The organism is Collimonas arenae, from assembly GCF_001584165.1.
In the GTDB taxonomy this organism is placed as follows: Bacteria; Pseudomonadota; Gammaproteobacteria; order Burkholderiales; family Burkholderiaceae_D; genus Collimonas; species Collimonas arenae.
The window spans coordinates 1,440,333-1,462,438 of record NZ_CP013233.1 but is presented as its reverse complement, the minus strand read 5'-3'; the positions used below and the strand labels follow the sequence as shown (position 1 = coordinate 1,462,438).

Sequence of the window (22,106 nt, the reverse complement as noted above, 5' to 3'; positions counted from 1 at the left end):
GAGATGCAAGCATAAAGTGGGTTTTCGGGGGCGGTGATTTATAATCGCATAATTCATTGCACTCCCCAACACTCAATTATGACAGCACAACTCTCCAAAAAAGGCGAAGCTTGGTCGGCTCGTTTTTCCGAACCGGTCTCCGATCTGGTCAAACGTTATACGGCATCGGTATTCTTCGACAAGCGCCTGGCAGCAGTAGATATCCAAGGTTCGCTCGCGCACGCCGAGATGCTGGCATATCAAAAAATTATCAGTGCCGACGACTACGCTGCAATCCAGAAGGGCATGGCCCAGATCCAGGGCGAAATCGCCAGCGGCAAGTTCGAATGGCTACTGGATCTGGAAGACGTCCACCTGAACATTGAAAAGCGCCTGACCGAACTGGTTGGCGATGCCGGCAAACGCCTGCACACCGGACGTTCCCGCAACGACCAGGTCGCCACCGACATTCGCCTCTACCTGCGTGGCGCCATCGACGACATCAGCGGCCTGCTGCGCGATCTGCGCCTGGCGCTGCTGGACCTGGCCGAGCAACATGCCGACACCATCCTGCCCGGCTTCACCCACATGCAAGTGGCGCAGCCGATCACTTTCGGCCATCACGTGCTGGCTTACGTCGAAATGTTCGGCCGCGATGCAGAGCGCATGCTGGATTGCCGCAAGCGCGTCAATCGCCTGCCGCTGGGCGCCGCCGCGCTGGCCGGCACCACGTTCCCGATTGATCGCGAACGCGTGGCCAAGACGCTCGGCTTCGACGACGTCTGCCGCAATTCGCTGGACGCAGTCTCGGATCGTGACTTCGCTATTGAATTCTGCGCTGCAGCGGCACTGGTGATGACACATATCTCACGCATGTCGGAAGAACTGGTGATCTGGATGAGCCCACGCATCGGCTTTATCGATATCGCCGACCGCTTCTGCACCGGTTCCTCGATCATGCCGCAAAAGAAAAATCCGGACGTGCCAGAATTGGCGCGCGGCAAGACCGGCCGTGTCAACGGCCACCTGATCGCCCTGCTGACCCTGATGAAAGGCCAGCCGCTGGCCTACAACAAGGATAACCAGGAAGACAAGGAACCGCTGTTCGACACCGTCGATACGCTAACCGACACGCTGCGCATCTTCGCCGACATGGCGCGCGGCATCACCGTCAAGCCGGAAGCAATGCGCGCCGCCGCCCTGCAAGGCTACGCTACCGCCACCGACCTGGCGGACTATCTGGTCAAGAAAGGTCTGCCTTTCCGCGATGCCCACGAAGCCGTGGCGCATGCGGTGCGCAGCTGCGTCGATCAAGGTTGCGACCTGAGCGACTTGTCGCTGGATCAGTTGCGCGCGTTCTCGCCGCTGATCGACGACGACATCTTCGCCGTGCTGACACTGGAAGGTTCGGTGGCGGCACGCGATCATATCGGCGGCACCGCTCCGCGCCAGGTGCGCCTGGCGATCCAGCACCTGCGCCAGCAATTGGCCTGATAGCAGAGCTGATACAACCCCGGCGTGGTGGGAGACGCAATGCTTCCCATCATGCCGATTTGGCATAACTGACGTCGGCAAGATTTCGAAACGCCGGGTATAATTCTGTAAAACTGCGCAACATCTCTCCAAAACCGACCAAAAGTCGTATTCCCTCCGAGTAAAACATCCGCTTTACCTGGCCCGTGAGTAGTTAGTGCGCCAGGAATTTTCAGACCGAAAATCCCTTATACTTTGTTCACCTTTGGTGCGCCCACCCAGCGTGCACCAAAATAAAAACGCTTGCCGATTTCTTACTTCATAATGCCTTTGGCTGCGGTTGCGCCTTGCCTGCTTGCGCGCAGCCTCGTGTTGTAAGGAACGCCAAAAAAAACGGTCTCTTGGAGGATATATAAATGCAACTCAACACCATCTTGAAAACACTTCCATTGCTGATGCTGGCCGCCGGCCTGTGCAGCGCAGCGCATGCCGCCGATGTCAAACTCGGCCTGGCAGCAGCACTCACCGGCCCGGCCGCCAAATACGGCGTCGCCATCAAGAACGGCTTTTCGCTGGCTGCCGATGAAGTCAATGCCGCCGGCGGCGTCAACGGCAACAAGTTGCAACTGATCATCGAAGACGAACAAGGCAAAAAAGAAGAAGCTATCAACGTCTTCAAGAAACTGATTTTCAAGGACAAGGCGCTGCTGGTATTCGGCCCGACCCTGTCCAACTCGGCATTCGCCGCCGACCCGATCGCCAACGCCGCCAAGGTTGTCGCGTTCGGCACCAGCAACACCGCCGACGGCATCACGGCAATGGGCCCGTTCACCTTCCGCAACTCGGTCATGGAAGCCGACGTGCTGCCAGTCACCACGCGCGCTGCGGTCAAGCATTTCGGCATCAAGAAAGTCGCCATCATCTACGGTAACGACGACGCCTTCACCAAGAGTGGCTACGACGTTTTCAAGGCGACCCTGGCCAACCAGAAGATCCCCGTCACTACCACTGAAGCATATGCCAAGGGCGATGTCGACTTCAAGGCGCAGCTGACCAAGATCAAGGCATCGAATCCGGACGCCATCGTCTGCTCCTGCCTGACCGAAGAAGCCGCTAACATCATCCTGCAAACCCGCGCACTGGGCATGAAACAACCGTTCATCGGCGGTAACGGCCTCAACTCGCCGAAGCTGTTCGACATCGCCAAAGGCGCAGGGGACGACACCATCATGGGCAGCCCATGGTCGTCGGAAAACCTGACGCCAGCCAACAAGGCGTTTATCGCGGCATACAAAGCCAAGTTCGGCAGCGATCCAGACCAGTTCGCCGCGCAAGCCTACGATGCCCTGCATGTCGTGGCAGCCGCGTTGAAGAACGTCAAGCTGACCGGCGCTATCGACAAGGACCGGATCGCCCTGCAACAGGCATTGCCATCGGTGACGATTGAAGGCGCAACCGGCAAATTCGCATTCCGCAAGGCGCCGCCGGTGACCGGCAAGGAAGTCGGCTACGACGCGCAGCAGGAAGCGATCGTGAATATTGCCAAGGGTGGCAAGTTCGTATTGCTGAAGTAACGTAGTCATCGAGTCAATAGGGGACTGAGTTTGTAAGTCGCCGCAGCGCGACGAGCTACTCTGTCCCCTATTGACGGTGTCCGGAGAGAGAATGCCGTTATCGCACAAGAAAACTGCACGAATTGCAAAGAGATGTACTCCGTAGCCCGTCAATTGGGGTCAGAGTAATTTACGACAATAGAGCCGTCGTAAAAAAACTCTGACCCCAATTGACTGCAATTACACTGATTTTTAGAAAACCCTCATGCTTGAACAACAACTCATCAACGCCCTTTCCCTGGGCAGCGTCTATGCGCTGTTTGCATTGGGCTTCACGCTGGTTTTCGGCGTGCTGGGCGTGATCAATCTTTCGCACGGCGCCATCTTCATGCTCGGCAGTTACGCGGCGTTGCTACTGGTCGAACATCTGGCGCTGCCGTTGTGGCTGGCGATGCTGGCGGCGATGCTGGCTTCTGGCCTGCTCGGCCTGGCAGTCGACTATCTGGTATTGAGGCCGCTACGTGCGCGCAATGCACCGCATCTGGCGCCGATGATTGCGACGATCGGTGTCGCCACCATCCTCACCAGCCTGGCGCAAGGCTTGTTCGGCGCTGAAAGCAAGCGCTTCCCGGTCGGCACCATTCCGGAAGAAAGCTACAACTGGGGCAACCTGCACGTCACCGCGGTACAGACCGGCATCGTCGTGATTTCCTTCATCCTGATGCTGGTGCTACTGGCCGTGATGCGGCGCACCCAACTGGGCCGTGCGCTGCGCGCGATTGCGGAATCGCCAAAAGCCGCTTATCTGCTCGGCATCAATGTCGAAGGTTTGTTCTATCTGACTTCTTTCGCTGCGGCCGCATTGGGCGGCGCTGCCGGCGTGCTGGTCGGACTGTCGTTCAACGCGATTACGCCATTCATGGGTCAGCCGATGCTGCACAAGGGCATCGCCGTGATTATCCTAGGCGGCATGGGTGACATCCGCGGCGCGATGATTGCCGGCTTGTTCCTCGGCTTCGCCGAAGTGCTGACAGTGGCGTATATTTCGAGCGACTTCCGCGATGCAGTCGGTTTCGGTTTGCTGTTCCTGATCTTGCTGGTCAAGCCTTCCGGGATGTTTGGCAAAGTGCTGGAAAGGAAGGCTTGAGATGACCGAACTGCTTACAACGCTCGGCGCTACCGGCTTCCTCGATTGGTGGGATGGCTTCTGGTCGACCTACAACACCGTGATTTTCAGTCTCGGCGTCAACGCCATGCTGGCGCTGTCGATTTACGTGACGCTCTCGTGCGGTCTGCTGTCGCTGGCGAATGCGGCCTTCATGGGCATCGGCGCCTATGCCGCGTCGCTGATCAGCATGCAAACCGGCCTGCCGTTCCCGGTGGCGCTGGCTATCGGCGGCATCTTGCCGGCATTGGTCGCGCTGATGATCGGCATCCCTACCCTGCGCCTGTCCGGCGTCTACCTGGCGATGGCTACGCTCGGCTTCGGCGAAGTGGTAAGAGTGATCGTGCTGAACATGGACATCACCGGCGGCCCGCTCGGCCTGAACGGTATTCCGCTGAAAACCGAATGGTGGCACATCGTGCTGCTGTTAGCCGCTACCCTGTATATTCTGGCGCGCATTCGCCGCTCGAAAATCGGTCGCGCCTTTGAGGCGATCAAGGAAGATGAAGTCGCTGCACGTTTGATGGGCGTCAATGTGGCCGGCTACAAGCTGCTGGCGTTTGTTATCGGCGCCGCTATCGCGGGCGTTGCCGGTGGTCTCAATGCGCACTACACGTTCACCATCGGCCCAGGCAATTACGCTTTCGAAAATGCGGTCGAGATATTGACGATGGCGGTGTTCGGCGGCACCAGCACGCTGATTGGCCCGACCCTCGGCGGCATGATCCTGACGTTGCTGCCGGAAGCGCTACGCGATTTCGACAGCTATCGTTCGGTGGTCAATGGCCTGATCCTGGTGCTGGTAATCCTGTATCTGCCCAAGGGAATCTGGGATCCACGTCGGATCCGTGCCTGGGTCAAAATTTTTTCTCGGCGCAAGACCCAGGCTGGGGGAACCAACTGATGCTGCAACTCAAAAATATAAGCAAGAATTTCGGTGGCCTGCAGGTTTTGCAGGACGTCAATTTCAACGTGCCGCAAGGCGGCATTTTCGGCTTGATCGGTCCTAACGGCGCTGGCAAAACCACTGTCTTCAACCTGATCACCGGCTTGCTGCGCGCTTCCGGCGGCGCCATCGAATTCGACGGCCAGGATATTGGCAAGGTCGCGCCGCACAAGATCACCGAGCGCGGCATCGCCCGCACTTTCCAGAACATCCGCGTGTTCAAGGAAATGACGCTGCTGGAAAACGTCGTGGTCGGCATGCACGATCACATGGATTACGGTTTCGGTAGCTTGCTGTTCAATCTCGGCGGTTACCGCAAGGTGGAAGCGCAGGCACGCGAACGGGCGCTGGAGCTGCTGTCCTGGGTGCGCCTGGATCACAAGGCGCACACGCTGGCCGATAGTCTCTCCTACGGTGAACAACGCAAGCTGGAATTCGCCCGGGCGCTAGCGACCAAGCCTAAGCTGTTGCTGCTCGACGAGCCGGTGGCCGGCATGAATCCGGCGGAAAAAACCGAACTGATGGCGGAAATCCTGAACATCAAGCAGCGCGGTTTCAGCATCTTCATGATCGAGCATGACATGCGCTTCGTGATGGGCTTGTGCGACCGCATCGCGGTGCTCAACTTCGGCCGCATCATCGCCGAAGGCAGCCCCGATCAGATCAAGAACAACCAGGAAGTGATCGAAGCTTACCTGGGCAAGGAAGAGGCGGAATGATGGCCGAGACGAACAAGCATGCAGCACCGATTTTGCAGGTGCAGGACCTGGCGGTTTCCTACGGCCATATCGAAGCAGTCAAAGGCATCGATCTGGTCCTCAACGAAGGCGAGATCACGGCGCTGGTCGGCGCCAACGGCGCTGGCAAGAGCACCGCACTGCTGGCAATTTCCGGCCTGCTCAAGCCGCAACGCGGACAAGTGCTGTTCAATGGACAGGACCTGACCAAGCTGTCGCCGCACAAGATCGTCCAGAGCGGCGTAGTACAGGTGGCGGAAGGCCGCGCCACACTCACCACCTTGAGCATCGCTGAAAACCTGGCGTTGGGCGCCTATACCCGCAAGGACAAGGAAAACATCGGCAAGGACCTGGACTGGGTGTACTCGCTATTCCCGGTGCTGGAGCGGCGCAAGGATGGGCTGGCTGGCAACCTGTCGGGCGGCGAGCAGCAGATGCTGGCCATCGGCCGCGCGTTGATGGCCAAGCCGCGCGTGCTGCTGCTGGATGAGCCGTCGATGGGACTGGCGCCGTTGCTGGTGCAAGAGATTTTCCGCATCGTCCAGGAAATCAACCGCACCGGGCTGACAATCCTGCTGGTCGAGCAAAACGTCCGCCAGGCATTGCGCATCGCGCAGCACGGCTATGTGCTGGAAAACGGCAAGATCGTGCTGGCCGACAGTGGCCGCAACCTGCTCAATAATCCGAAGGTGCTAGAAGCTTATCTGGGCGGCTGAAACACCAGGCGGCACAACGCGTGCCGCCCACTTCATCTGTGGATCAATCGCCTGTCGGCGCCGGCCGGCAGATCGCGCCACTTCCGCTCCCCGCCCCGCCATTGCCGAACAAGGCCACCCGCCCGCATTGGGAACCAAACATCCCGGTCTGGTTGTGACCGACGCCGATCACTTCGTACTCGGAGCGCGCCAGCGGCAATGCCGTGCCTGCCAGATGCCGTTCGTAGCGCTGGTATGCCAGACCTCGCTCAAGCCGGCTCGGTCCTTGCGCTTCGGCGCCGCAGCGCTTGTCTAGCTTGGGGTGGTTGGGATCATTGTCGTCACCGCCGAGCAGGTAAGTGATCTGCCTCCGCGCATAACGGTCGAACAATTCCATGCCGCTGCGCCCCCGTCCATACGGCACCATCTCCTTCATGCCATAGCGATACTGGTTGTAATCGGCGCATTGCGCGATATCGTAGGGCGCGAAGGTTACGCCCTGCGGCCGATCTGGCGTGAAATACAGGTAAGACGAAGGGTTAGCGATCACGTAACGTACATCGATGCCACGGCTCCGAATCGCTTCGTCAACATTGTTCAACGCGGCATAGCGCTGCATCATCTGCGCACCCGCCGAATGGCCGGCCAGTGTGACGCGGCCAAGTTTCGGCAAACGCCGCTTATCCGTCAGTTTTTGCAGCAGATCGTCGAGCACTTGCAGCGAACTGATGCGGTAAGGCGGGTTCACCGAATCGTCTCCGCCGGCCCAATTGTGTTCGCCGCCGGCATGCCACAGCGGCATGTGGTCAAAACCTTTAGCGAGATCGGCTTTGGCTGGAAAATTCGGCGCCAGCAGAAGCACCTTGTCCGGATCGACACCGCTGTCTTTCAGAAAAGACGCACCCGCCGCATAGTAGGCGTCGCCGTTGCGCAGGATGCCGTGCTGGATCAAGACGATCTGCTCTATCTTGCTCAGGTCGCCATCGAGCGGATGATTGGCATAAACGGGAAAATCGTAGGCCAGGCCATCATGTATGAGATGTACACGCTGCCACGGCGGTGCCGGCTGCACACCAGCAGCAACGGCCAGCATCGCGCTTCCATACAGGAATGCCGTCACTGTCATTCTTTTCACGCTTTGCCACATGTCGTGCCTCCGAGTCTCTTTGCCCATATTACCCGCCTGCTTAACACTAATTAAAAGAATAGCGTAAGTCACGATACCGGGTACGCTCTTCCGACATCCAATTTTTCGTTTTTCGCGCCAGCAATTTCGATTGACTTTCAAATCCACCATATTGGATAATTACTCCAACATATTAGATTTAATGGAAGCCGTCGAAATGGATATCAATGCCCGCATAGCAGCTCGCGTCAGTTCTCTGCGCAAAGAGCGCGACTTATCCCTTGATGCACTGGCGCACAAGTCCGACGTCAGCCGTTCGATGATTTCACTGATCGAGCGCGGCCAAAGCAACGCCACCGCAGTCGTCCTGGAGAAGCTGGCGGCCGGTCTTGGTGTGACGCTGGCCAGCCTGTTCGAGGAATCCGCGGCCAACGGCGGCCCGTTGATTCGCCGCAGCGCGCAGCTGGAATGGCGCGATCCGCAATCCGGATATATACGCCGCAATGTGTCGCCGCCGAATGCCCAATCGCCAATGCAGATCGTCGATGTCACGTTTCCGGCTGGCGCAACGGTGGCATATGAGAGCGTCGAGCGGGATCGCAGCGTGCACCAGCAGATATGGATATTGGATGGAAAAATCGACATCACGGTCGGCGCCGAGACCTACTCGCTCGAACCGGGTGATTGCCTGGCCTTCCGCCTCGACCGCCCCACCGCATTCCACAACCCTCATCGCAAACCCGCACGATACATGGTGGCGATTACCACCGATGCATTGCGCCCATAAGGAGCCATCATGTCAGATCAGGTGCAAATTCGCCAATTGCATTCCATCGACGACCCAACGATCATTGCGGCCCTCGGCGAAGTGCTTGCAGATTGCGTCGATGGTGGCGCCTCCGTCAGCTTCATGCAGCCGTTTTCTGCGGAGCAGGCACAGGCGTTCTGGCGCAAGTTGAGCGCCGGGGTCACCGCCGGCGAACGCATACTGCTGGTGGCGCAAGATGCCGACTCTACGATTCTCGGCACTGTCCAGATAGTACTCAGCCAGCCGGAAAATCAGCCGCACCGCGCCGATGTTGCCAAGCTTCTTGTGCATCGCAGGGCACGCCGTTCCGGCACAGGGGAAGCGTTGATGGCAGCGGCTGAACGAGCAGCCGCGCTAGCTGGAAAAACCTTGCTGGTTCTGGATACCGCTACCGGCGGAGATGCGGAACGGCTATACCGGCGTCGCGGCTGGCAAGTCAGTGGAACCATTCCCGACTACGCCATGTGGCCGGACGGAAGGAAGTGCGCGACGACGATCTTCTACAAATATATCTGAAAGCAAGCAGCCATAAAAAAGCTGCGCCCTTGCCGACATGGCAAGGACACCGCTGATGCACTTCTTGATGTGCACGGCCAATGCCGGTGCTTAGGCTACATGATCGGCATGCAACACACACGGTCTTGACCGCGCAACGCCATTAGAACTTGTGGCGCAAGCCCACGCGCAATACGTTCTGGCTGCTGTCATCCGCCGGCGAGTTGGAATAAGCACCGTTGATCACACCTGGGTTGATGACATCGCTGGCGCGCTGGTTGCTGTACAACGCATAGACGTCGGTACGCTTCGACAGGAAGTAGTCGACGCCCAGATTGAGCTGGGTAGTCGAACCCTTGGTCGAACCAGTTGTCTTGCGGCTGATGTCGGCGCGATCATAAATCACGCTGCCCAGCAGATGCAGGTTGGCGGCTACCGCGTAATCGACACCCACGTCAAAAATGTTGGCTTTGGTTGCTGTCGTGATGTTAACCAGACCAGTCGATGCAACCGCTGTCGCCAGCGGACGCTTAGCCTGCGACCACGCGCCATAGATCTTCGCAGGGCCGGCTTGATAGCTGGCGCCCAGGGTGAAGGTTTTCAGGTCGGTGTCGCCAGCCTTGGTAGGCAACGCGTCAGCGGCCAGTTTGGTCTGGAAATATGCCAGGCCGATGCCGAACGGACCGTTGGCGTAGTTACCGCCCAGGCCGAAAGATTGACCTGCCGAAGTTTGACCCGCCACTTCGCCGAAGCCGTAGAACAAGCTGCCTGTGAAACCGCTCAGGTTGCTGCTGTCATAACGGATCGAGTTGTTGGCGCGGGTGCCGGAAACGCGGTCGAGGTTGTTGAAGTGACCGCCCTTGACGCCGTTGCCGCCGAATGTCTGGACCGATGTGTACTTGTTGCCGATGTCTTCCAGGAAGTCGGTTTGACGACCGAGGGTCACAGTGCCGAACGAGCCCGACAGACCGACTACCGATTTGCGGTCAAACAATGTGCTGGCAGTTGCCAGGGAACCATCGTCCGCATTGAAGCCGTTTTCCAGCTGGAATATCGCTTTCAAGCCATTGCCCAGATCTTCCGTGCCCTTGAAACCGATGCGGGAAGTCGACAGATCGCCAGAATCAACACTGAAACGGCTATCGTTTTTTGGACCGACTTTGCTGGTGTAGGTCAGGCTGGTGTCGATCACACCATAAATAGTGACGTTGGTTTGCGCCTGGGCGCTGGCGCCGATCAGGCTGAGTGCTGCCAGTGCGAATGCAGTTTTCTTCATTTCTTCCCTCTAGTTATATCAAAATTATCCGATCCAGATATCCCGCTTGATAAGCAGTGCCCAAGCTGTCCATAAGGACATTTCATGAGCGCCTCAAATTATTACTAACTATTACCAACAGTTACTAATTGTTACAAACTGGACGGAGTGGATATTACCAATTCACAAAAAAAATGCATCGGTTTTCCAGATTTTTCTTTATTTTTTTCGTCGATTAACTGATGAAGCGGATTTATGTTGTTTTTTGACAGCTGTTTATGACATTTATGACTTAATTTATGTGTTTTCTGTCGTCAATATGTCATCTGCTTGCAACATTTGACTCTGTTGATGCAGCCAGTCTTGCGATGCAATAAAAGCAAGAATATTGATACATGGATAGGTTAATTTGAAGAATGGAACTGCGCCTTGGAAGAATGAAAAAATATGGATTATGCCGATTCATAATAACCATCGCTATATCTAGTTGAATATATTGAAAATAAATGCCACCCTTCCCCGCTATCGAGCACAGCGGTGTGATATCAGGAAAATCGAGCATTCGATATCGGCGCGACCTTTCATTCATGTAGGCTAAAATGCTGCGTCGATTCATCTGCCTAGTTCAGATGATATCCAGAAGTGCGCCATCAACAACGGGCGGCACATTACAGGCAATTTTGATCACATATTTGTTAGGGATTTGCATGTTCACCTCAGCGCCTGCCGACATCAACGTCGACTACTCTCTCCTGGCACGCCAGATCACAAGCATTCTTGAAAGCGAGCGCAACCAGACCGCCAATGCAGCGCAATTTTCGGCATTCATTTACCAATCCCTTGCGGACCTGAACTGGGCTGGCTTTTATTGGACGGCGCCGGCCAAAAAGGCAGTTGCTGGCAGCGATGCGGAGGAATTGCTGGTTGGGCCATTCCAGGGCAAGGTCGCTTGCGCCCGTATCCCGTTTGGCAAAGGCGTCTGCGGCACGGCGGCTGCGGAGCGCCGTACTATCCTCGTACCGGACGTACATGCTTTCGCAGGGCATATTGCCTGCGACTCGGCATCGAACGCCGAAATCGTCATTCCGGTCATCAAGGACGGCCGCGTGTTGGGCGTATTCGACATCGACAGTCCGAGCCTCAACCGCTTCCGTCCGAAGACCAGCTAGGACTGGAATCTTTGGTTGCCATCTTTGTCGCGGCAACCGATTTCACTTAATTCGGTTGCGGCAAAGACGCAACGTCACACCGTTTTGATAAACAAGGCAACCAGCTTGCGCGTCCAGCCGCTGTAAGGCGGATAGAACATGCTGGCGAGCATGATGCGGGTGCGCACCACCGCCCGTTCATGCGAAAAAGCCAGGAAACCGTGATGGCCGTGGCCGCTGCCGATACCGGAATTATTGACGCCACCGAACGGCAGGTTCCCGTGCAGGAATTGCACCACGCAGTGATTGATACAGGCGCCGCCGGAAGTGGTCTGCTGCATCACCCTGGCGATGTGTTCCTGCTTGCGGCTCCAGATATACAGGGCCAGCGGCTTCGGATCGGCATTGATGCGGGCGATCACCGAATCGAGTTGTTCATAAGCGATGATCGGCAGCAGCGGCCCAAAAATTTCCTCGCTCATGATCTTGGCATCGTCCGGAATACCGTCGATCAGCGTCGGTGCAATATAGCGTTGTGATTCATCCACCAATCCGCCGGTGACGACCCGGGCGCCGCGGCTGGTGGCATCGTCCAGCAAGTTTTTGATGCGTGCGGTATGGCGCTGGTTGACGATACGCGCCAGGTCGGGACTGTCGGCCTGCTGCGCCGTCTTGCCATAAGCCGCCTCCAAGGCCGCACGGCAGTGTTCCAGGAACTCATCCTTGACGCTGGCATGGACATAAATATGGTCGGGTGCAATGCAGGTCTGGCCATTGTTGGTGTACTTGGCCCAGAGGATATTTTGCGCCGCTGCTTTCAGGTCCGCCGTCTCATCGACAATCGTCGGCGATTTGCCGCCAAGCTCCAACGTAACGCTGGTCAGATGCTTGGCCGCTGCCGCCATCACGATCTTGCCGACCACCGGAGAACCGGTGAAGAAAATATGGTCGAACGGCAGATCAAGCAGCGCTTGCGCGACAGGCGCATCGCCCTCGAACATCGCCACTTCATCCTCGCTGAATACTTCACGAATGATCTGGCCAATCACTGCCGACGCATGTGGCGTCATTTCCGACGGCTTGATGATTGCGGTATTGCCGGCGGCTAGCGCCGATACCAGCGGTCCGAGGCTCAGATTGACCGGATAATTCCAGGGCGCCACGATCAGCACCCGCCCCTTCGGTTCGTACTGCGTATAACCCGAGGTACCGATCATCATGCGCGAAGGCCAGACTTTCTTCGGCTTCATCCAGCGGCCCAGCTTGCGGATGGCGTCGTTGGCCTCGGCAATCACCGGCAGGATTTCGGTCAGTTCAACCTCGGCAGCCGGCTTGCCGAAATCTGCCTGTCCAGCGGCGATCACGGCATCCCGGTGCGCCAGCAAGGCGGCCTTCAGTTTACGGATCTTCTGCAGCCGCTCGGCCTTGGTCGATTGCCGCAAGCGCAGGGCCGTAGCGTGCTGCGCGTCAAACACGCGCAATATTTCCTTGCGTGTCAGATCGAGCTCGGTGTCAGCCTGTGTCGTTACTGTGTTCATCGCTTGCCTTTAGAAATGGAAGATGCCTGGCGTTCGTATTCGACAACCGAATTTCCCGTCCACGAACTGCCGTGGCCCTTTTTCATCTTGTCCAGATGATAGGTCAGCGCAGCGGCAATACAAAACTCCAATGCACCGACAGGCAGCACATCACCTTCTTCAAAGACAATGCTGCGATTGCCGACGAACCGGAAATCGTCAGGGAAAAGCGTTCGGAACGTTTCAATCAGACTGGTCTGGCAATTGAAATACATCGCATACTGCGAAGGATTGCTCTTTTTCCAGCCGACCCTGATCGTACTCCCGCTTTTGCTTTTAGTGGTGAGATAGGCAGGCTCACCCCACTTGAGGATTTCCTCTATTTCGCCAACGCCAGCAGTACCGGCAGCAGTATCCAGAATCAGTTGGCGCAGGACAAGCAGCTTACGTCGCACGCGTGGCGGGTAGCCATCAAAAATCTTGGCGACATTGGCATTCTTGATCGGCTTCATGCGGGATCTCCCGGGATTCCGGAATCGTTCGCCCAACACTTAACACTTTTTAACGCATGTAATAGACCGCGCTAAAATGTAATTTATTGCATCATCGATAGAATTCAAAACAATAGAAGATATAGTTCAGGACACCAAACAACTGCGGGAGATAAATATGAAACGTATTCTATGCGCAGCCGCGCTGATTGCAGTCAGTGCTGCCGCCTTTATGCCAAGCCAGGCCATGGCGCAAATCGGTGTCAATATTACTATTGGCACCCCGCCGCCTCCGCCACGCTACGAAGTCGTGCCGCCGCCACGCGTCGGCTACGTGTGGGCGCCCGGATACTGGAACTGGGATGGGCGTCGCCATGTCTGGGCTGGCGGGCACTGGGAACGCGCACGCAGCGGCTATCTGTACGATCGCCCTGAATGGCGACAAGGGCCTAACGGCTGGGAATTGCGACGCGGCGGCTGGCGCCAGGGCGACGATCATGGCCGATACGACAACCGGCGCGACGACCGACGCGATGACCGCCATGACGATCGACACGACGACGGCGATCGCTACCATTGCCCTCCGGGACAGGCCAAGAAAGGCAACTGCTGATTTGCATCGCGTCGCATGACCAAGACTGAGAACCGACAATCAGAGATGTAGAGGCCGGCAGCTTCAGCCTTTATCAACGAGCTCTTCGCCATCACTGGCCGAGAGCTCGTGTGCATTTGGAACGCATCGTCCAGACTCAAGCCACCTGACGCCGCCGGGTCAGATGATCGCGGATATGGCGCGCCAGCTCCAGCGTCGCCGGACTGGCCGCGTGTCGCGACAAATGTAGGTTGATCGCAAAATTCGGCAGCTCAGGCAAGCCGCAATCGCCGCTCAAGATATCGAGATCCACCGGCACGGTGGAAGCCAGCCAGGCGGTAATGGCGAGATCGGTGCGTACTGTCGCGGTGGTCGCTTCGATGTTGCCGTTTTCGAATACGGTGCGCCACATCAGATCGTTCTGCTGCAGGGCTGCCACCACCACCGGTCGGAAGGCACAGGTATCAACCACCATCGATACCGGCAGTGGCCGCTTCAGATGGGCGGCACCGGCTTTCGCGCCAACCCAGACCAATCGCTCCACACTCAGGCATTCGCCGGCTGTCGGGCCGACCGGCTCCTCAATCACCGCGAGGTCGATCGAGCCAAGCGCCAGCGCTTCGGCCAACTGCGGCGAAGAACCGCAGAGCAGCGAGATTTCGACTTGTGGGAACGCTTCAGCATAAGCCTTCATGACTGGAGGCAGGCAGGTCGCTACCAAATCATGCGGCACGCCGAGCCGTACTTGTCCCTCGATCGCTGTGGCAGTCATGTCGACCCAGATTTCGTCGTTCAGGCTCAACAACCGCTTGGCCTTGCCAAACAAACGCTCGCCGGCTGCGGTCAGGCGCAGGCCGCGCGGATCGCGTTCAAACAGGCTGCCAGCCAGCACTTCTTCCAGGCGCTTGATTTGTTGACTGACCGCGCCTTGACTCAGGTGCAGCGCATTGGCGGCGACCGTCATGCTGGCATGTTCGGCAACAGTCACGAAAGTACGCAGCAGGTTGGTGTCGAGATTACGGGGCATGGATGATCACATTCAAGTATTACAATTGCTAATGTTAGGCATAATAAACATTTGCTTCACTGATGCCGTGGCGCTAGGTTAGCATGATCCGTAACGTTTATTCCAACCCGGAGAATCGCATGATCAATTCCGCCACACCGCCAGCCGTCGACTTGCTGAGCGCCTGTGAAAGCGTCACCGAGCACTGGTCGCCCAAAGTGGTGGCGCAGGTCAACGACCAGTATGTCAAGGTAGCCAAACTACTTGGCAATTTCACCTGGCACAGCCATGCCGCCGAGGACGAATTGTTCTACGTATTGCGCGGCCGGTTGCGCATCGAATACCAGGACCGGCCGGCGGTTGAACTAACAGCGGGCTCCATCCATGTGGTGCCGCGCGGCGTACCGCACAACCCGGTGGCTGAAGAGGAATGCTGGATCGTGCTGATCGAACCGGTGACCACCAAGCACACCGGCGAGCTCGATACTCCTTTCACAAAAAGCATCGAACAACAACTAGCTTAGGACAAACAGATGAACGACAACGTAATCAAACTCGCCGCATTTTCCGACGGCGAACAGGGCGGCAATCCAGCCGGCGTCTGGATCGGTTCTACCCTGCCGGACGCGTCAGCAATGCAGCAGTTGGCCGCGGAAGTCGGCTTTTCCGAAACCGTGTTCGCCGCCGCCATCCCGGGTGGGTGGTACGTGCGCTATTTTTCGCCAGAATCCGAAATCGGCTTTTGTGGGCACGCAACAATTGCGTTGGGCGCAGCACTCGCCCAACAATACGGCGACGGCGCGTTTGCCATCACGCTGCATATGAGCGGCGCCCACATCACGGTGGAAGGCAAGCAACAAGGCAAACTGACCAACGCCGCGCTGCAATCGCCGCCAACCCGTAGCAAGGCCGCCGATCCCGCACTGGTGGCCGAGGCGCTGGCGCTGTTCGGCTATAGCGCCGACGACCTCGATCCGCGCATCCCACCGGCCATCGCGCATGGCGGTGTCGACCACCTGGCGCTGGCCTTGCGCAGCCGGGAAACATTGCGCGCCATGCGCTACGAACTGGATCAAGGCCGCAACTTCATGCAGCGCGCCGGCTTGACCACCGTCGTGCTGGCGCATGCCGAGACAGCGCAACTATTCCATACCCGCAATCCGTTTGCCTCCGGCGGCGTCTACGAAGATCCCGCCACCGGTGCTTCCACTGCCGCGCTGGCCGGCTACCTGCGCGACATCGACTGGCCGCACGGGGGCGCCATCGATATCGTCCAAGGTGAGGACATGGGCATCCGCTGCCTCTTGCACGCACAAATCCCACTTGAGCGCGGCGCCTCCATCCGCCTCTCGGGCAGCGTCAGGCCGATTACCGAATGGCCGTCCGGCAAACTTTGCGCACAACCGGTATAGTTTGTCTGGCCCGTCGTTTGTCTGGCCCCTCAATTCCTGGAAAACCGATGTTGAAAATACTTGGCAAGGCATCATCGATCAATGTCCGCAAAGTCCTTTGGACCTGCGCCGAACTGGAGCTTCCTTTCGAACGCGAAGACTGGGGCTCCGGCTTCCGAGCGACCGACACGCCGGAGTACCTCGCCCTCAATCCGAACGGCATGGTGCCTGTCATCCAGGACGGCGACTTCGTGCTGTGGGAATCCAATTCGATCATCCGTTACCTTGTGGCGCGTTACGGCGGCGAGTGGTTATATCCATCCGAACCGCAAAGGCGCGCCCGTATCGATCAATGGATCGATTGGCAAGCCACCGACCTGAACCGTTCCTGGAGCTATGTATTCCCTGCCCTGGTCAGGAAGTCGCCGACACACCAGGACCCGGCGCAAATTGCGGCCGGCAGCGCAAGCTGGACCAAGAACATGCAAATCCTCGATCGCCAACTCGCATCGACCGGCGGATACGTTGCCGGTGCGGAGTTCACACTGGCCGACATACCAATCGGACTGTCGGTAAATCGCTGGTTCGGCACACCGCTGCAACGCCCTGAGTTACCGGCGGTGAGCGCCTACTTTGAGCGCTTGAGCCAGCGCAAAGGTTATCTCCTGCACGGCAATAACGGCAGTCCGTAACGACGCAAGATGCATGTGTGGCTCATAGCGGCAATGAGCTGCAGGTCAACCTTTCACTTTTTGGATTTTCACAAGCAGATGAACACGCAAACACTCCTCACCTTCACCGCCTTCGCGGCACTCGCCATCATGAGTCCCGGACCGTCGATCCTGCTGACCTTGCGCAATGGCGCCAGTTTCGGCGTGCGTTCGGTCATGTGGTCGGCCCTCGGCAATATTTGCGGCGTGTTTTGCTTGTCGGTGGCGGCGATACTTGGCCTGGGCGTACTGCTGAAATCGTCGGCCCTGCTGTTTGGCGCGGTCAAGATCGTCGGCGCCCTTTACCTGTTTTACATCGGCCTGCGGCAGCTATTCGGCGCATCAACAGTATTGGTAAGCGAAGCCGACGATAAAGAAAGCAGCATTGCGCCGCAGCCAAAAAAACTCTACCGGGAAGCGTTCCTCACGGCCGCAACCAATCCCAAGGCCATCCTGTTTTTCACGGCACTGTTTCCGCAATTCGTCAACGCCCACTCGTCGCTGCTGCCGCAATTCCTGATCCTGACAGGAATCTTCATGGCGGTGTCCTATACCACTCACATGAGCTACGCCCTGATCGCCTCGCGCGCCAGGAATCTTCTGCAGAAGCCCTCATTTTCCAAATGGGTCAGCCGCGTGGTTGGTACGGCCTTCATCGGTTTTGGTACCATGCTGCTGACCTTGCGGCGACAGGCGGTTTAAACGCGACGAATCCAGCGACTACAATCCGGGATGACTAACTGTCCGATCCAGGTGGTACAGATTCATTTCAACGGAAGATGTGAAACAGCATCCAAGATTTGCTGCGAACGATTCACGTTCAACTCGGCAGTACAAGCCAGCTTCCGAGTGTCCAGCGCGCCACCAATCGCCCCTCCGCCGAGTGATGCATTAAACCCGCAATATGCATCGCGATAGCGTAAAAACTCCTTGTTTGAAACCTCAAACCTAGATTGGGCCAACTTTACGTACTGCGCATCTTCGTCCCATTTTTTCAACGCTCCGCGTACGTTGCTTTCTGCTCGCGCCAGTTCGATGCCGCTGGCATCTGCTTTCTTTTGGAGACAGCCACGCATGCCCGCGCCAGAATAGGCACTGCATTCCTCCAGCGCTGATTGTTTGTTTTGCGCGCCATCGGCCAACACGCTGCCACTCCCCAATAATGCAAGCGTGACGGCGAGCAAACATTTATTCATTGGGTGCATTCTGCCACCTTCCCCTGCTTGATCAGCATTAGCGCGTAGTCGAGTTTTTTCTCATAGTTTGGATCACCTCCACCGTTGTAGCGTTGCGCAATCGTGCTGGGAGTGATGCTTCGCCACCCCGTTATAACGCGCTGAACAGACGCCTTCTGATACATCAACTTTTGTCCTGGGCGAAGCAAAGTCGTATCCCGATTAAGCCTTCTTAGTAGATCTACCGTCGTTCCTTTTTCTTTTGCAATTCGGTCTAAACTATCGCCGGATTTCACCATCACGTCATAGGTCTTGGAGTCTGAATCAAGGATAGTTGCGTAATCCATTCTAGCCATCCGTATTAACACATAACCTATTCCAGCGCGGATATTCTGGATCGGGTTTACTGCGACCGCTGAGCGAGAGAAATAGTTTTTATAACTTGGCGGGATGATTAAATCGCCACCTTCTTTACCAGAGAGAAATGACGACAATCCCGGATCTCCTGGCACGCCAATTTGCATAGGTTTGGTTTTCCACTCTGGACTCTCCGCCCCTGACTCCACCCAAACCATCGCTTTAATCAGTTGCCAATCCAACGAAAAATATCCGTTTGTTTTCATCAAGTGATAATTGTATTCATTAACCGCAGCCCTGATGTCACAGTCGTGAGAATTCCACTTGGCATCACTCGACGCATTGCTAAGCCCGTCTTGCCATTTTTCAAAACCAGATTTCTGTTGAATTGCCGCCGCCACACAAGCTCCTTATTGAACGTTTGTCGAGCGCCTCAACCTCCATGAAATACCGCTGAAAGTCACAGCCCCAAGAAGTTGCCAATTATACAATAATACGTTGCAACAAAAACACTTTTTCAACATTAGAAACCCAATAAAGCCGACTCCTGTAGTGTCCAAACCTGGCTTGGCATTGACGCCGATGAAATTGATTTCGGTTGATATCCCGAGTTGGGTTGATCGCCTTTCAACATGCCATGAGTGACAATCAACACCATTTTGATCAACCGGTCGATAAAAGCCGACGGCTGATTGACTTTCGCCAAAACTGGATTAGTCTTGCAGCTATCATGCAAACCTTAGCTCTACGCCTCGCTCCCGGACAAGACTTGCGCGCCTCTCTTGAGTCCGTCCTGGTTGAACATGGCGTAAGCGCAGCCTTCGTGCTGCAGGGCATAGGCAGTCTCTCAGTAGCACAATTGCGGTTTGCCGGTGCCACACAATCCACCGAGCTGTGCGGCGACATTGAAATCCTGACACTTGCCGGTTCGCTCTCCCCGGATGGCGCACATCTTCATATCTCTGTGGCCGATGCCCAAGGCCGTGTATCAGGGGGGCATGTGGCGCGCGGATGCATCGTGCGCACTACAGCAGAGTTGCTGCTGGCGCTGCTGCCTGAGCATCGCTTTTCGCGTGAGCCGGATGCGGTTTCCGGCTTCAGCGAATTGGTGGTGCGAGCGCGGTCTTAATCGGATTGAATACGCTTGCCGCTTTGCGTTATGCAGTCCGCACACCGGCAATATAGCGATCAATCACTGTCGGCAACACCGTCAATGGCACACCACCGCTTTTCACCAATGCATCATTAAAGCCCGCCAAATCGAATTTTCCGCCGAGCGCCAATTTTGCCCGTTCGCGCTGGCGCAGCATTTCATTGTGACCCATCTTGTAGCCACAGGCTTGTCCCGGCGATACGCAATAACGGTCGACCTCGCTGGTCATGGCGGCAACTCCGCGACCACTGTTCTCGACCAGGAACTGGATCGCCTGCTGGCGCGTCCATTTCATCGCGTGCAGGCCGGTGTCAACCACGAGGCGGCAGGCACGGAACTGCTGTGCTTGCAGATAGCCGATCCGGCTGAACGGATCATCGGCATACAAGCCGAACTCATCAACCAGTTGTTCCGCGTAAAGTGCCCAGCCTTCGATAAACGCGTTGAAACCCATCATCGAGGTAATCAACGGCGTCTCTGCATGATGCTCCGCCAGATACGCACCCTGCCAGGTGTGGCCCGGGATGCCTTCATGGGCGGTCAGCGTCGCAATCTCGGCCTTCGGCCACAAGGTGGTCGATTTCAGGTTAATGTAATAAATCGCCGGCCGCGAACCGTCCAGCGCGGGAAAGTTCATGTAACCGAGCGGCGCGCCGGCTTCGATATCGGGCGGCACGCGCTTGATCACCAGCGGCGCCTTCAAGTCGAGGTGCGAAATCCTCGGCATCAGCGCCCTGACCGCGGCGACGCGTTCATTGCAATAGGCGATCAGTTGCTCGCGCCCCTGGTCGTTGTCGGCATAGAAGCGTTTGGGATCTTTTGACAGCGCCAGCAGGCGCTCGCCGACTGTACCTTGCGTGAGCCCTTGCGCCTTCAGGATGACATCGATGCGTGCCTGCAGCATCTTGTTCTGCTCCAGGCCGATCGCGTGGATTTCACCGGCGTTGCGAGTGGTCGTCGTCCCCAGCTGCAATGCCCATTCGTAATACGCGGCACCATCCGGCAAGCGATGCACGCCGGCGACGTCAGTGGCCTTCGCGGTAGCTTTGGCAAGGGTCGATATCTGGCGATCGAGCGCTGGATAGATCATCGTTTTGACCAGATCCGTCGCGCGCCCTTGCCAATTGCCAGGAATGCCAAGTTCCTCGGTGCGCACACTGATCGAAGTAACCAGCTTCTGCGCCGCTGCCGGCGTCTTGCGGTAGTCGCGCAACTGGCCGAGTGCCGTGTGTGCAATGAAATCGGGTGGCATGATGCCTTTCCCGGCCTGCTCGGCAATGCGTGCGCTTTGCTGGTCCATCAGGCGCGCCATCGCCTTCACGCGTTCAAGATAAGCTTCTGCATCGGCAGCGTTGGCGATCTTGTGCTGGGAATCCAGAAACTCTGGAACGAAGGTCAGTGCGCCGTCCTGTTGCGTCACCGGGAATGGGCTGGTGCCACCATTGAAACCACTGGCTGCACCGCCGTAGGAAAAGCGCAAGCCATTCACGCCCTCTGCCGCCGCGTAACGCACGCTGTCGTAACGGATTTGCGCATCCGGGCTGAGTTGATTACGGTCCACGGTTCCCATCCGAACCAGCATCGATTTGACTTGAGCGGCCCATTCGGCCTCACCGGCAGGTGAACCATCCTGCAGGCGCGACTTGAGTGCAGAACGCGCCCCGGAATCGAGCCCCAGTGAGGTTGCCGTTATCGGCGACAGGCGCAAGATTTCTTCTGAAAAATCGGCCAGCATGGTAGAAAACCGTGCCTCTGCATCTGCTGACGGCTTTTCCATAAGCTGCGCGCTGGCGATGCCTGGCAGCAGGGAGACAGCCGCGCCAGATAACGCGGTCAGCAGAATGTCACGACGGGAAAAGCTTTGCGGCATATCGTTCATGGAATTGATTATTTGAAGATTGGACGGAAAAAGCTGCGTTCATAACTGATGATGCATCGGGTATCCTCAGCATACTTGAAGGCGGCCTGGCACTCAGGGTCAAGCAGCGATTTTTCCCGGTACGTTTCATACGAAGCGAGCGATGGAAACGTGAACATCGCCAGCGCCACGTTGTTGACTCCCTCCGACGGCAGAAAGTATCCATGATGGGTACCGCCGAATTTCTCGACCAGTGGAATCCAGATTTTTCCGTAGTGTTCAAATTCGTTGAGCTTGTATGGATCGATGATATAGCGCAGGTAGCAAGTAACCATGGACATCCTTGTCGGCAAAATTCAACTATTGCGATAGAGAAATAATCGCAACATGATGCCATACAAAAAAGAAACCTACCTGACGGCCTCACGACTCTCTGGCAATGCCAGTAGGATTGCGGCGCGTTCGTTGGTTGACGC

At 57.0% G+C, this 22,106-nt stretch carries 23 protein-coding genes and 1 pseudogene; 15 read left to right on the top strand and 9 right to left on the bottom strand.

Features of this window, described 5'->3' with window-relative positions:
- Window positions 1-78: 78 nt before the first annotated feature.
- From argH to CAter10_RS06900, 6 genes are all read left to right on the top strand, one after another.
- Complete coding sequence (gene argH / locus CAter10_RS06925; protein ID WP_061532836.1) at window positions 79-1,473, top strand: argininosuccinate lyase; 1,395 nt, start codon at window positions 79-81, stop codon at window positions 1,471-1,473.
- Window positions 1,474-1,868: 395 nt separating this feature from the next.
- The gene (locus CAter10_RS06920) at window positions 1,869-3,026 is read left to right on the top strand and encodes an ABC transporter substrate-binding protein (protein ID WP_061532835.1); all 1,158 of its coding nucleotides are present in this window, start codon (window positions 1,869-1,871) and stop codon (window positions 3,024-3,026) included.
- Between the two features lie 244 nt (window positions 3,027-3,270).
- Entirely contained in the window at window positions 3,271-4,152 is an 882-nt protein-coding gene (locus CAter10_RS06915) for a branched-chain amino acid ABC transporter permease (protein WP_061532834.1), read from the top strand.
- Window position 4,153: 1 nt separating this feature from the next.
- The gene (locus CAter10_RS06910) at window positions 4,154-5,074 is read left to right on the top strand and encodes a branched-chain amino acid ABC transporter permease (RefSeq protein ID WP_061532833.1); all 921 of its coding nucleotides are present in this window, start codon (window positions 4,154-4,156) and stop codon (window positions 5,072-5,074) included.
- The gene (locus tag CAter10_RS06905) at window positions 5,074-5,835 is read left to right on the top strand and encodes an ABC transporter ATP-binding protein (RefSeq protein ID WP_197467202.1); all 762 of its coding nucleotides are present in this window, start codon (window positions 5,074-5,076) and stop codon (window positions 5,833-5,835) included. Before CAter10_RS06910 ends, CAter10_RS06905 begins: the two co-directional genes overlap by 1 nt.
- Complete coding sequence (locus CAter10_RS06900) at window positions 5,832-6,569, top strand: ABC transporter ATP-binding protein (protein ID WP_061532831.1); 738 nt, start codon at window positions 5,832-5,834, stop codon at window positions 6,567-6,569. The genes CAter10_RS06905 and CAter10_RS06900 overlap by 4 nt, the downstream gene beginning before the upstream one ends.
- 43 nt (window positions 6,570-6,612) lie before the next feature.
- Here the strand turns inward: CAter10_RS06900 and CAter10_RS06895 are convergent, their stop codons facing one another.
- Entirely contained in the window at window positions 6,613-7,695 is a 1,083-nt protein-coding gene (locus CAter10_RS06895) for a hypothetical protein (RefSeq protein WP_128083005.1), read from the bottom strand.
- A 196-nt stretch (window positions 7,696-7,891) separates the two neighbouring features.
- Between CAter10_RS06895 and CAter10_RS06890 the strand changes: the two genes are divergently transcribed.
- Both CAter10_RS06890 and CAter10_RS06885 read left to right on the top strand, forming a co-directional pair.
- Window positions 7,892-8,461, top strand: a complete 570-nt coding sequence (locus CAter10_RS06890; protein ID WP_231879210.1) for a helix-turn-helix domain-containing protein — start codon at window positions 7,892-7,894, stop codon at window positions 8,459-8,461.
- Between the two features lie 9 nt (window positions 8,462-8,470).
- Window positions 8,471-8,998: a GNAT family N-acetyltransferase gene (locus tag CAter10_RS06885; protein ID WP_061532828.1), complete on the top strand. Its 528-nt coding sequence runs from the start codon at window positions 8,471-8,473 to the stop codon at window positions 8,996-8,998.
- Window positions 8,999-9,140: 142 nt separating this feature from the next.
- Here CAter10_RS06885 and CAter10_RS06880 read toward each other — a convergent pair whose 3' ends face one another.
- Window positions 9,141-10,253, bottom strand: a complete 1,113-nt coding sequence (locus CAter10_RS06880) for a porin (protein WP_061532827.1) — start codon at window positions 10,251-10,253, stop codon at window positions 9,141-9,143.
- Between the two features lie 686 nt (window positions 10,254-10,939).
- Here CAter10_RS06880 and CAter10_RS06875 point away from each other — a divergent pair.
- Window positions 10,940-11,451: pseudogene (locus CAter10_RS06875) on the top strand (GAF domain-containing protein).
- 24 nt (window positions 11,452-11,475) lie between these two features.
- Here CAter10_RS06875 and CAter10_RS06870 read toward each other — a convergent pair.
- Complete coding sequence (locus tag CAter10_RS06870) at window positions 11,476-12,918, bottom strand: aldehyde dehydrogenase family protein (protein WP_061532826.1); 1,443 nt, start codon at window positions 12,916-12,918, stop codon at window positions 11,476-11,478.
- Window positions 12,915-13,409: a DUF1801 domain-containing protein gene (locus tag CAter10_RS06865; RefSeq protein WP_082797820.1), complete on the bottom strand. Its 495-nt coding sequence runs from the start codon at window positions 13,407-13,409 to the stop codon at window positions 12,915-12,917. Before CAter10_RS06865 ends, CAter10_RS06870 begins: the two co-directional genes overlap by 4 nt.
- Before the next feature lie 157 nt (window positions 13,410-13,566).
- Here CAter10_RS06865 and CAter10_RS06860 point away from each other — a divergent pair, with 157 nt between their 5' ends.
- On the top strand, window positions 13,567-14,001 hold the full coding sequence (locus CAter10_RS06860) for a YXWGXW repeat-containing protein (protein ID WP_061532825.1): 435 nt from the start codon (window positions 13,567-13,569) through the stop codon (window positions 13,999-14,001).
- 136 nt (window positions 14,002-14,137) lie between these two features.
- Here the strand turns inward: CAter10_RS06860 and CAter10_RS06855 are convergent, their stop codons facing one another.
- On the bottom strand, window positions 14,138-15,007 hold the full coding sequence (locus CAter10_RS06855) for a LysR family transcriptional regulator (protein ID WP_061532824.1): 870 nt from the start codon (window positions 15,005-15,007) through the stop codon (window positions 14,138-14,140).
- Window positions 15,008-15,126: 119 nt separating this feature from the next.
- Here CAter10_RS06855 and CAter10_RS06850 point away from each other — a divergent pair, with 119 nt between their 5' ends.
- The 4 genes from CAter10_RS06850 to CAter10_RS06835 all read left to right on the top strand — a co-directional run bounded on the left by CAter10_RS06850 (window position 15,127) and on the right by CAter10_RS06835 (window position 17,789).
- Window positions 15,127-15,510, top strand: a complete 384-nt coding sequence (locus CAter10_RS06850) for a cupin domain-containing protein (protein WP_061535208.1) — start codon at window positions 15,127-15,129, stop codon at window positions 15,508-15,510.
- A gap of 9 nt (window positions 15,511-15,519) precedes the next feature.
- Complete coding sequence (locus CAter10_RS06845) at window positions 15,520-16,398, top strand: PhzF family phenazine biosynthesis protein (RefSeq protein WP_061532823.1); 879 nt, start codon at window positions 15,520-15,522, stop codon at window positions 16,396-16,398.
- 47 nt (window positions 16,399-16,445) lie between these two features.
- Window positions 16,446-17,069 carry a glutathione S-transferase family protein gene (locus CAter10_RS06840; RefSeq protein WP_061532822.1) on the top strand — a complete coding sequence of 208 codons (624 nt, stop codon included), beginning with the start codon at window positions 16,446-16,448 and terminating at the stop codon, window positions 17,067-17,069.
- A gap of 78 nt (window positions 17,070-17,147) precedes the next feature.
- Window positions 17,148-17,789 (top strand): LysE family translocator, encoded by a 642-nt coding sequence (locus CAter10_RS06835; protein ID WP_061535207.1) that lies wholly within the window; start codon window positions 17,148-17,150, stop codon window positions 17,787-17,789.
- Between the two features lie 62 nt (window positions 17,790-17,851).
- On the opposite strand, the gene CAter10_RS06830 is transcribed toward CAter10_RS06835, so the two are convergent.
- Both CAter10_RS06830 and CAter10_RS06825 read right to left on the bottom strand, forming a co-directional pair.
- On the bottom strand, window positions 17,852-18,292 hold the full coding sequence (locus CAter10_RS06830; protein WP_128083004.1) for a lysozyme inhibitor LprI family protein: 441 nt from the start codon (window positions 18,290-18,292) through the stop codon (window positions 17,852-17,854).
- Window positions 18,280-19,020: a LysM peptidoglycan-binding domain-containing protein gene (locus CAter10_RS06825; RefSeq protein ID WP_061532820.1), complete on the bottom strand. Its 741-nt coding sequence runs from the start codon at window positions 19,018-19,020 to the stop codon at window positions 18,280-18,282. The genes CAter10_RS06830 and CAter10_RS06825 overlap by 13 nt, the downstream gene beginning before the upstream one ends.
- Before the next feature lie 329 nt (window positions 19,021-19,349).
- Between CAter10_RS06825 and CAter10_RS06820 the strand changes: the two genes are divergently transcribed.
- Complete coding sequence (locus CAter10_RS06820) at window positions 19,350-19,748, top strand: PPC domain-containing DNA-binding protein (RefSeq protein ID WP_061535206.1); 399 nt, start codon at window positions 19,350-19,352, stop codon at window positions 19,746-19,748.
- A 28-nt stretch (window positions 19,749-19,776) separates the two neighbouring features.
- Here the strand turns inward: CAter10_RS06820 and CAter10_RS06815 are convergent, their stop codons facing one another.
- Together CAter10_RS06815 and CAter10_RS06810 are read right to left on the bottom strand one after the other, a co-directional pair.
- Window positions 19,777-21,651: a DUF885 domain-containing protein gene (locus CAter10_RS06815; RefSeq protein ID WP_061532819.1), complete on the bottom strand. Its 1,875-nt coding sequence runs from the start codon at window positions 21,649-21,651 to the stop codon at window positions 19,777-19,779.
- An 8-nt stretch (window positions 21,652-21,659) separates the two neighbouring features.
- Window positions 21,660-21,965 (bottom strand): NIPSNAP family protein, encoded by a 306-nt coding sequence (locus tag CAter10_RS06810; RefSeq protein ID WP_061535205.1) that lies wholly within the window; start codon window positions 21,963-21,965, stop codon window positions 21,660-21,662.
- Between the last annotated feature and the right edge of the window lie 141 nt (window positions 21,966-22,106).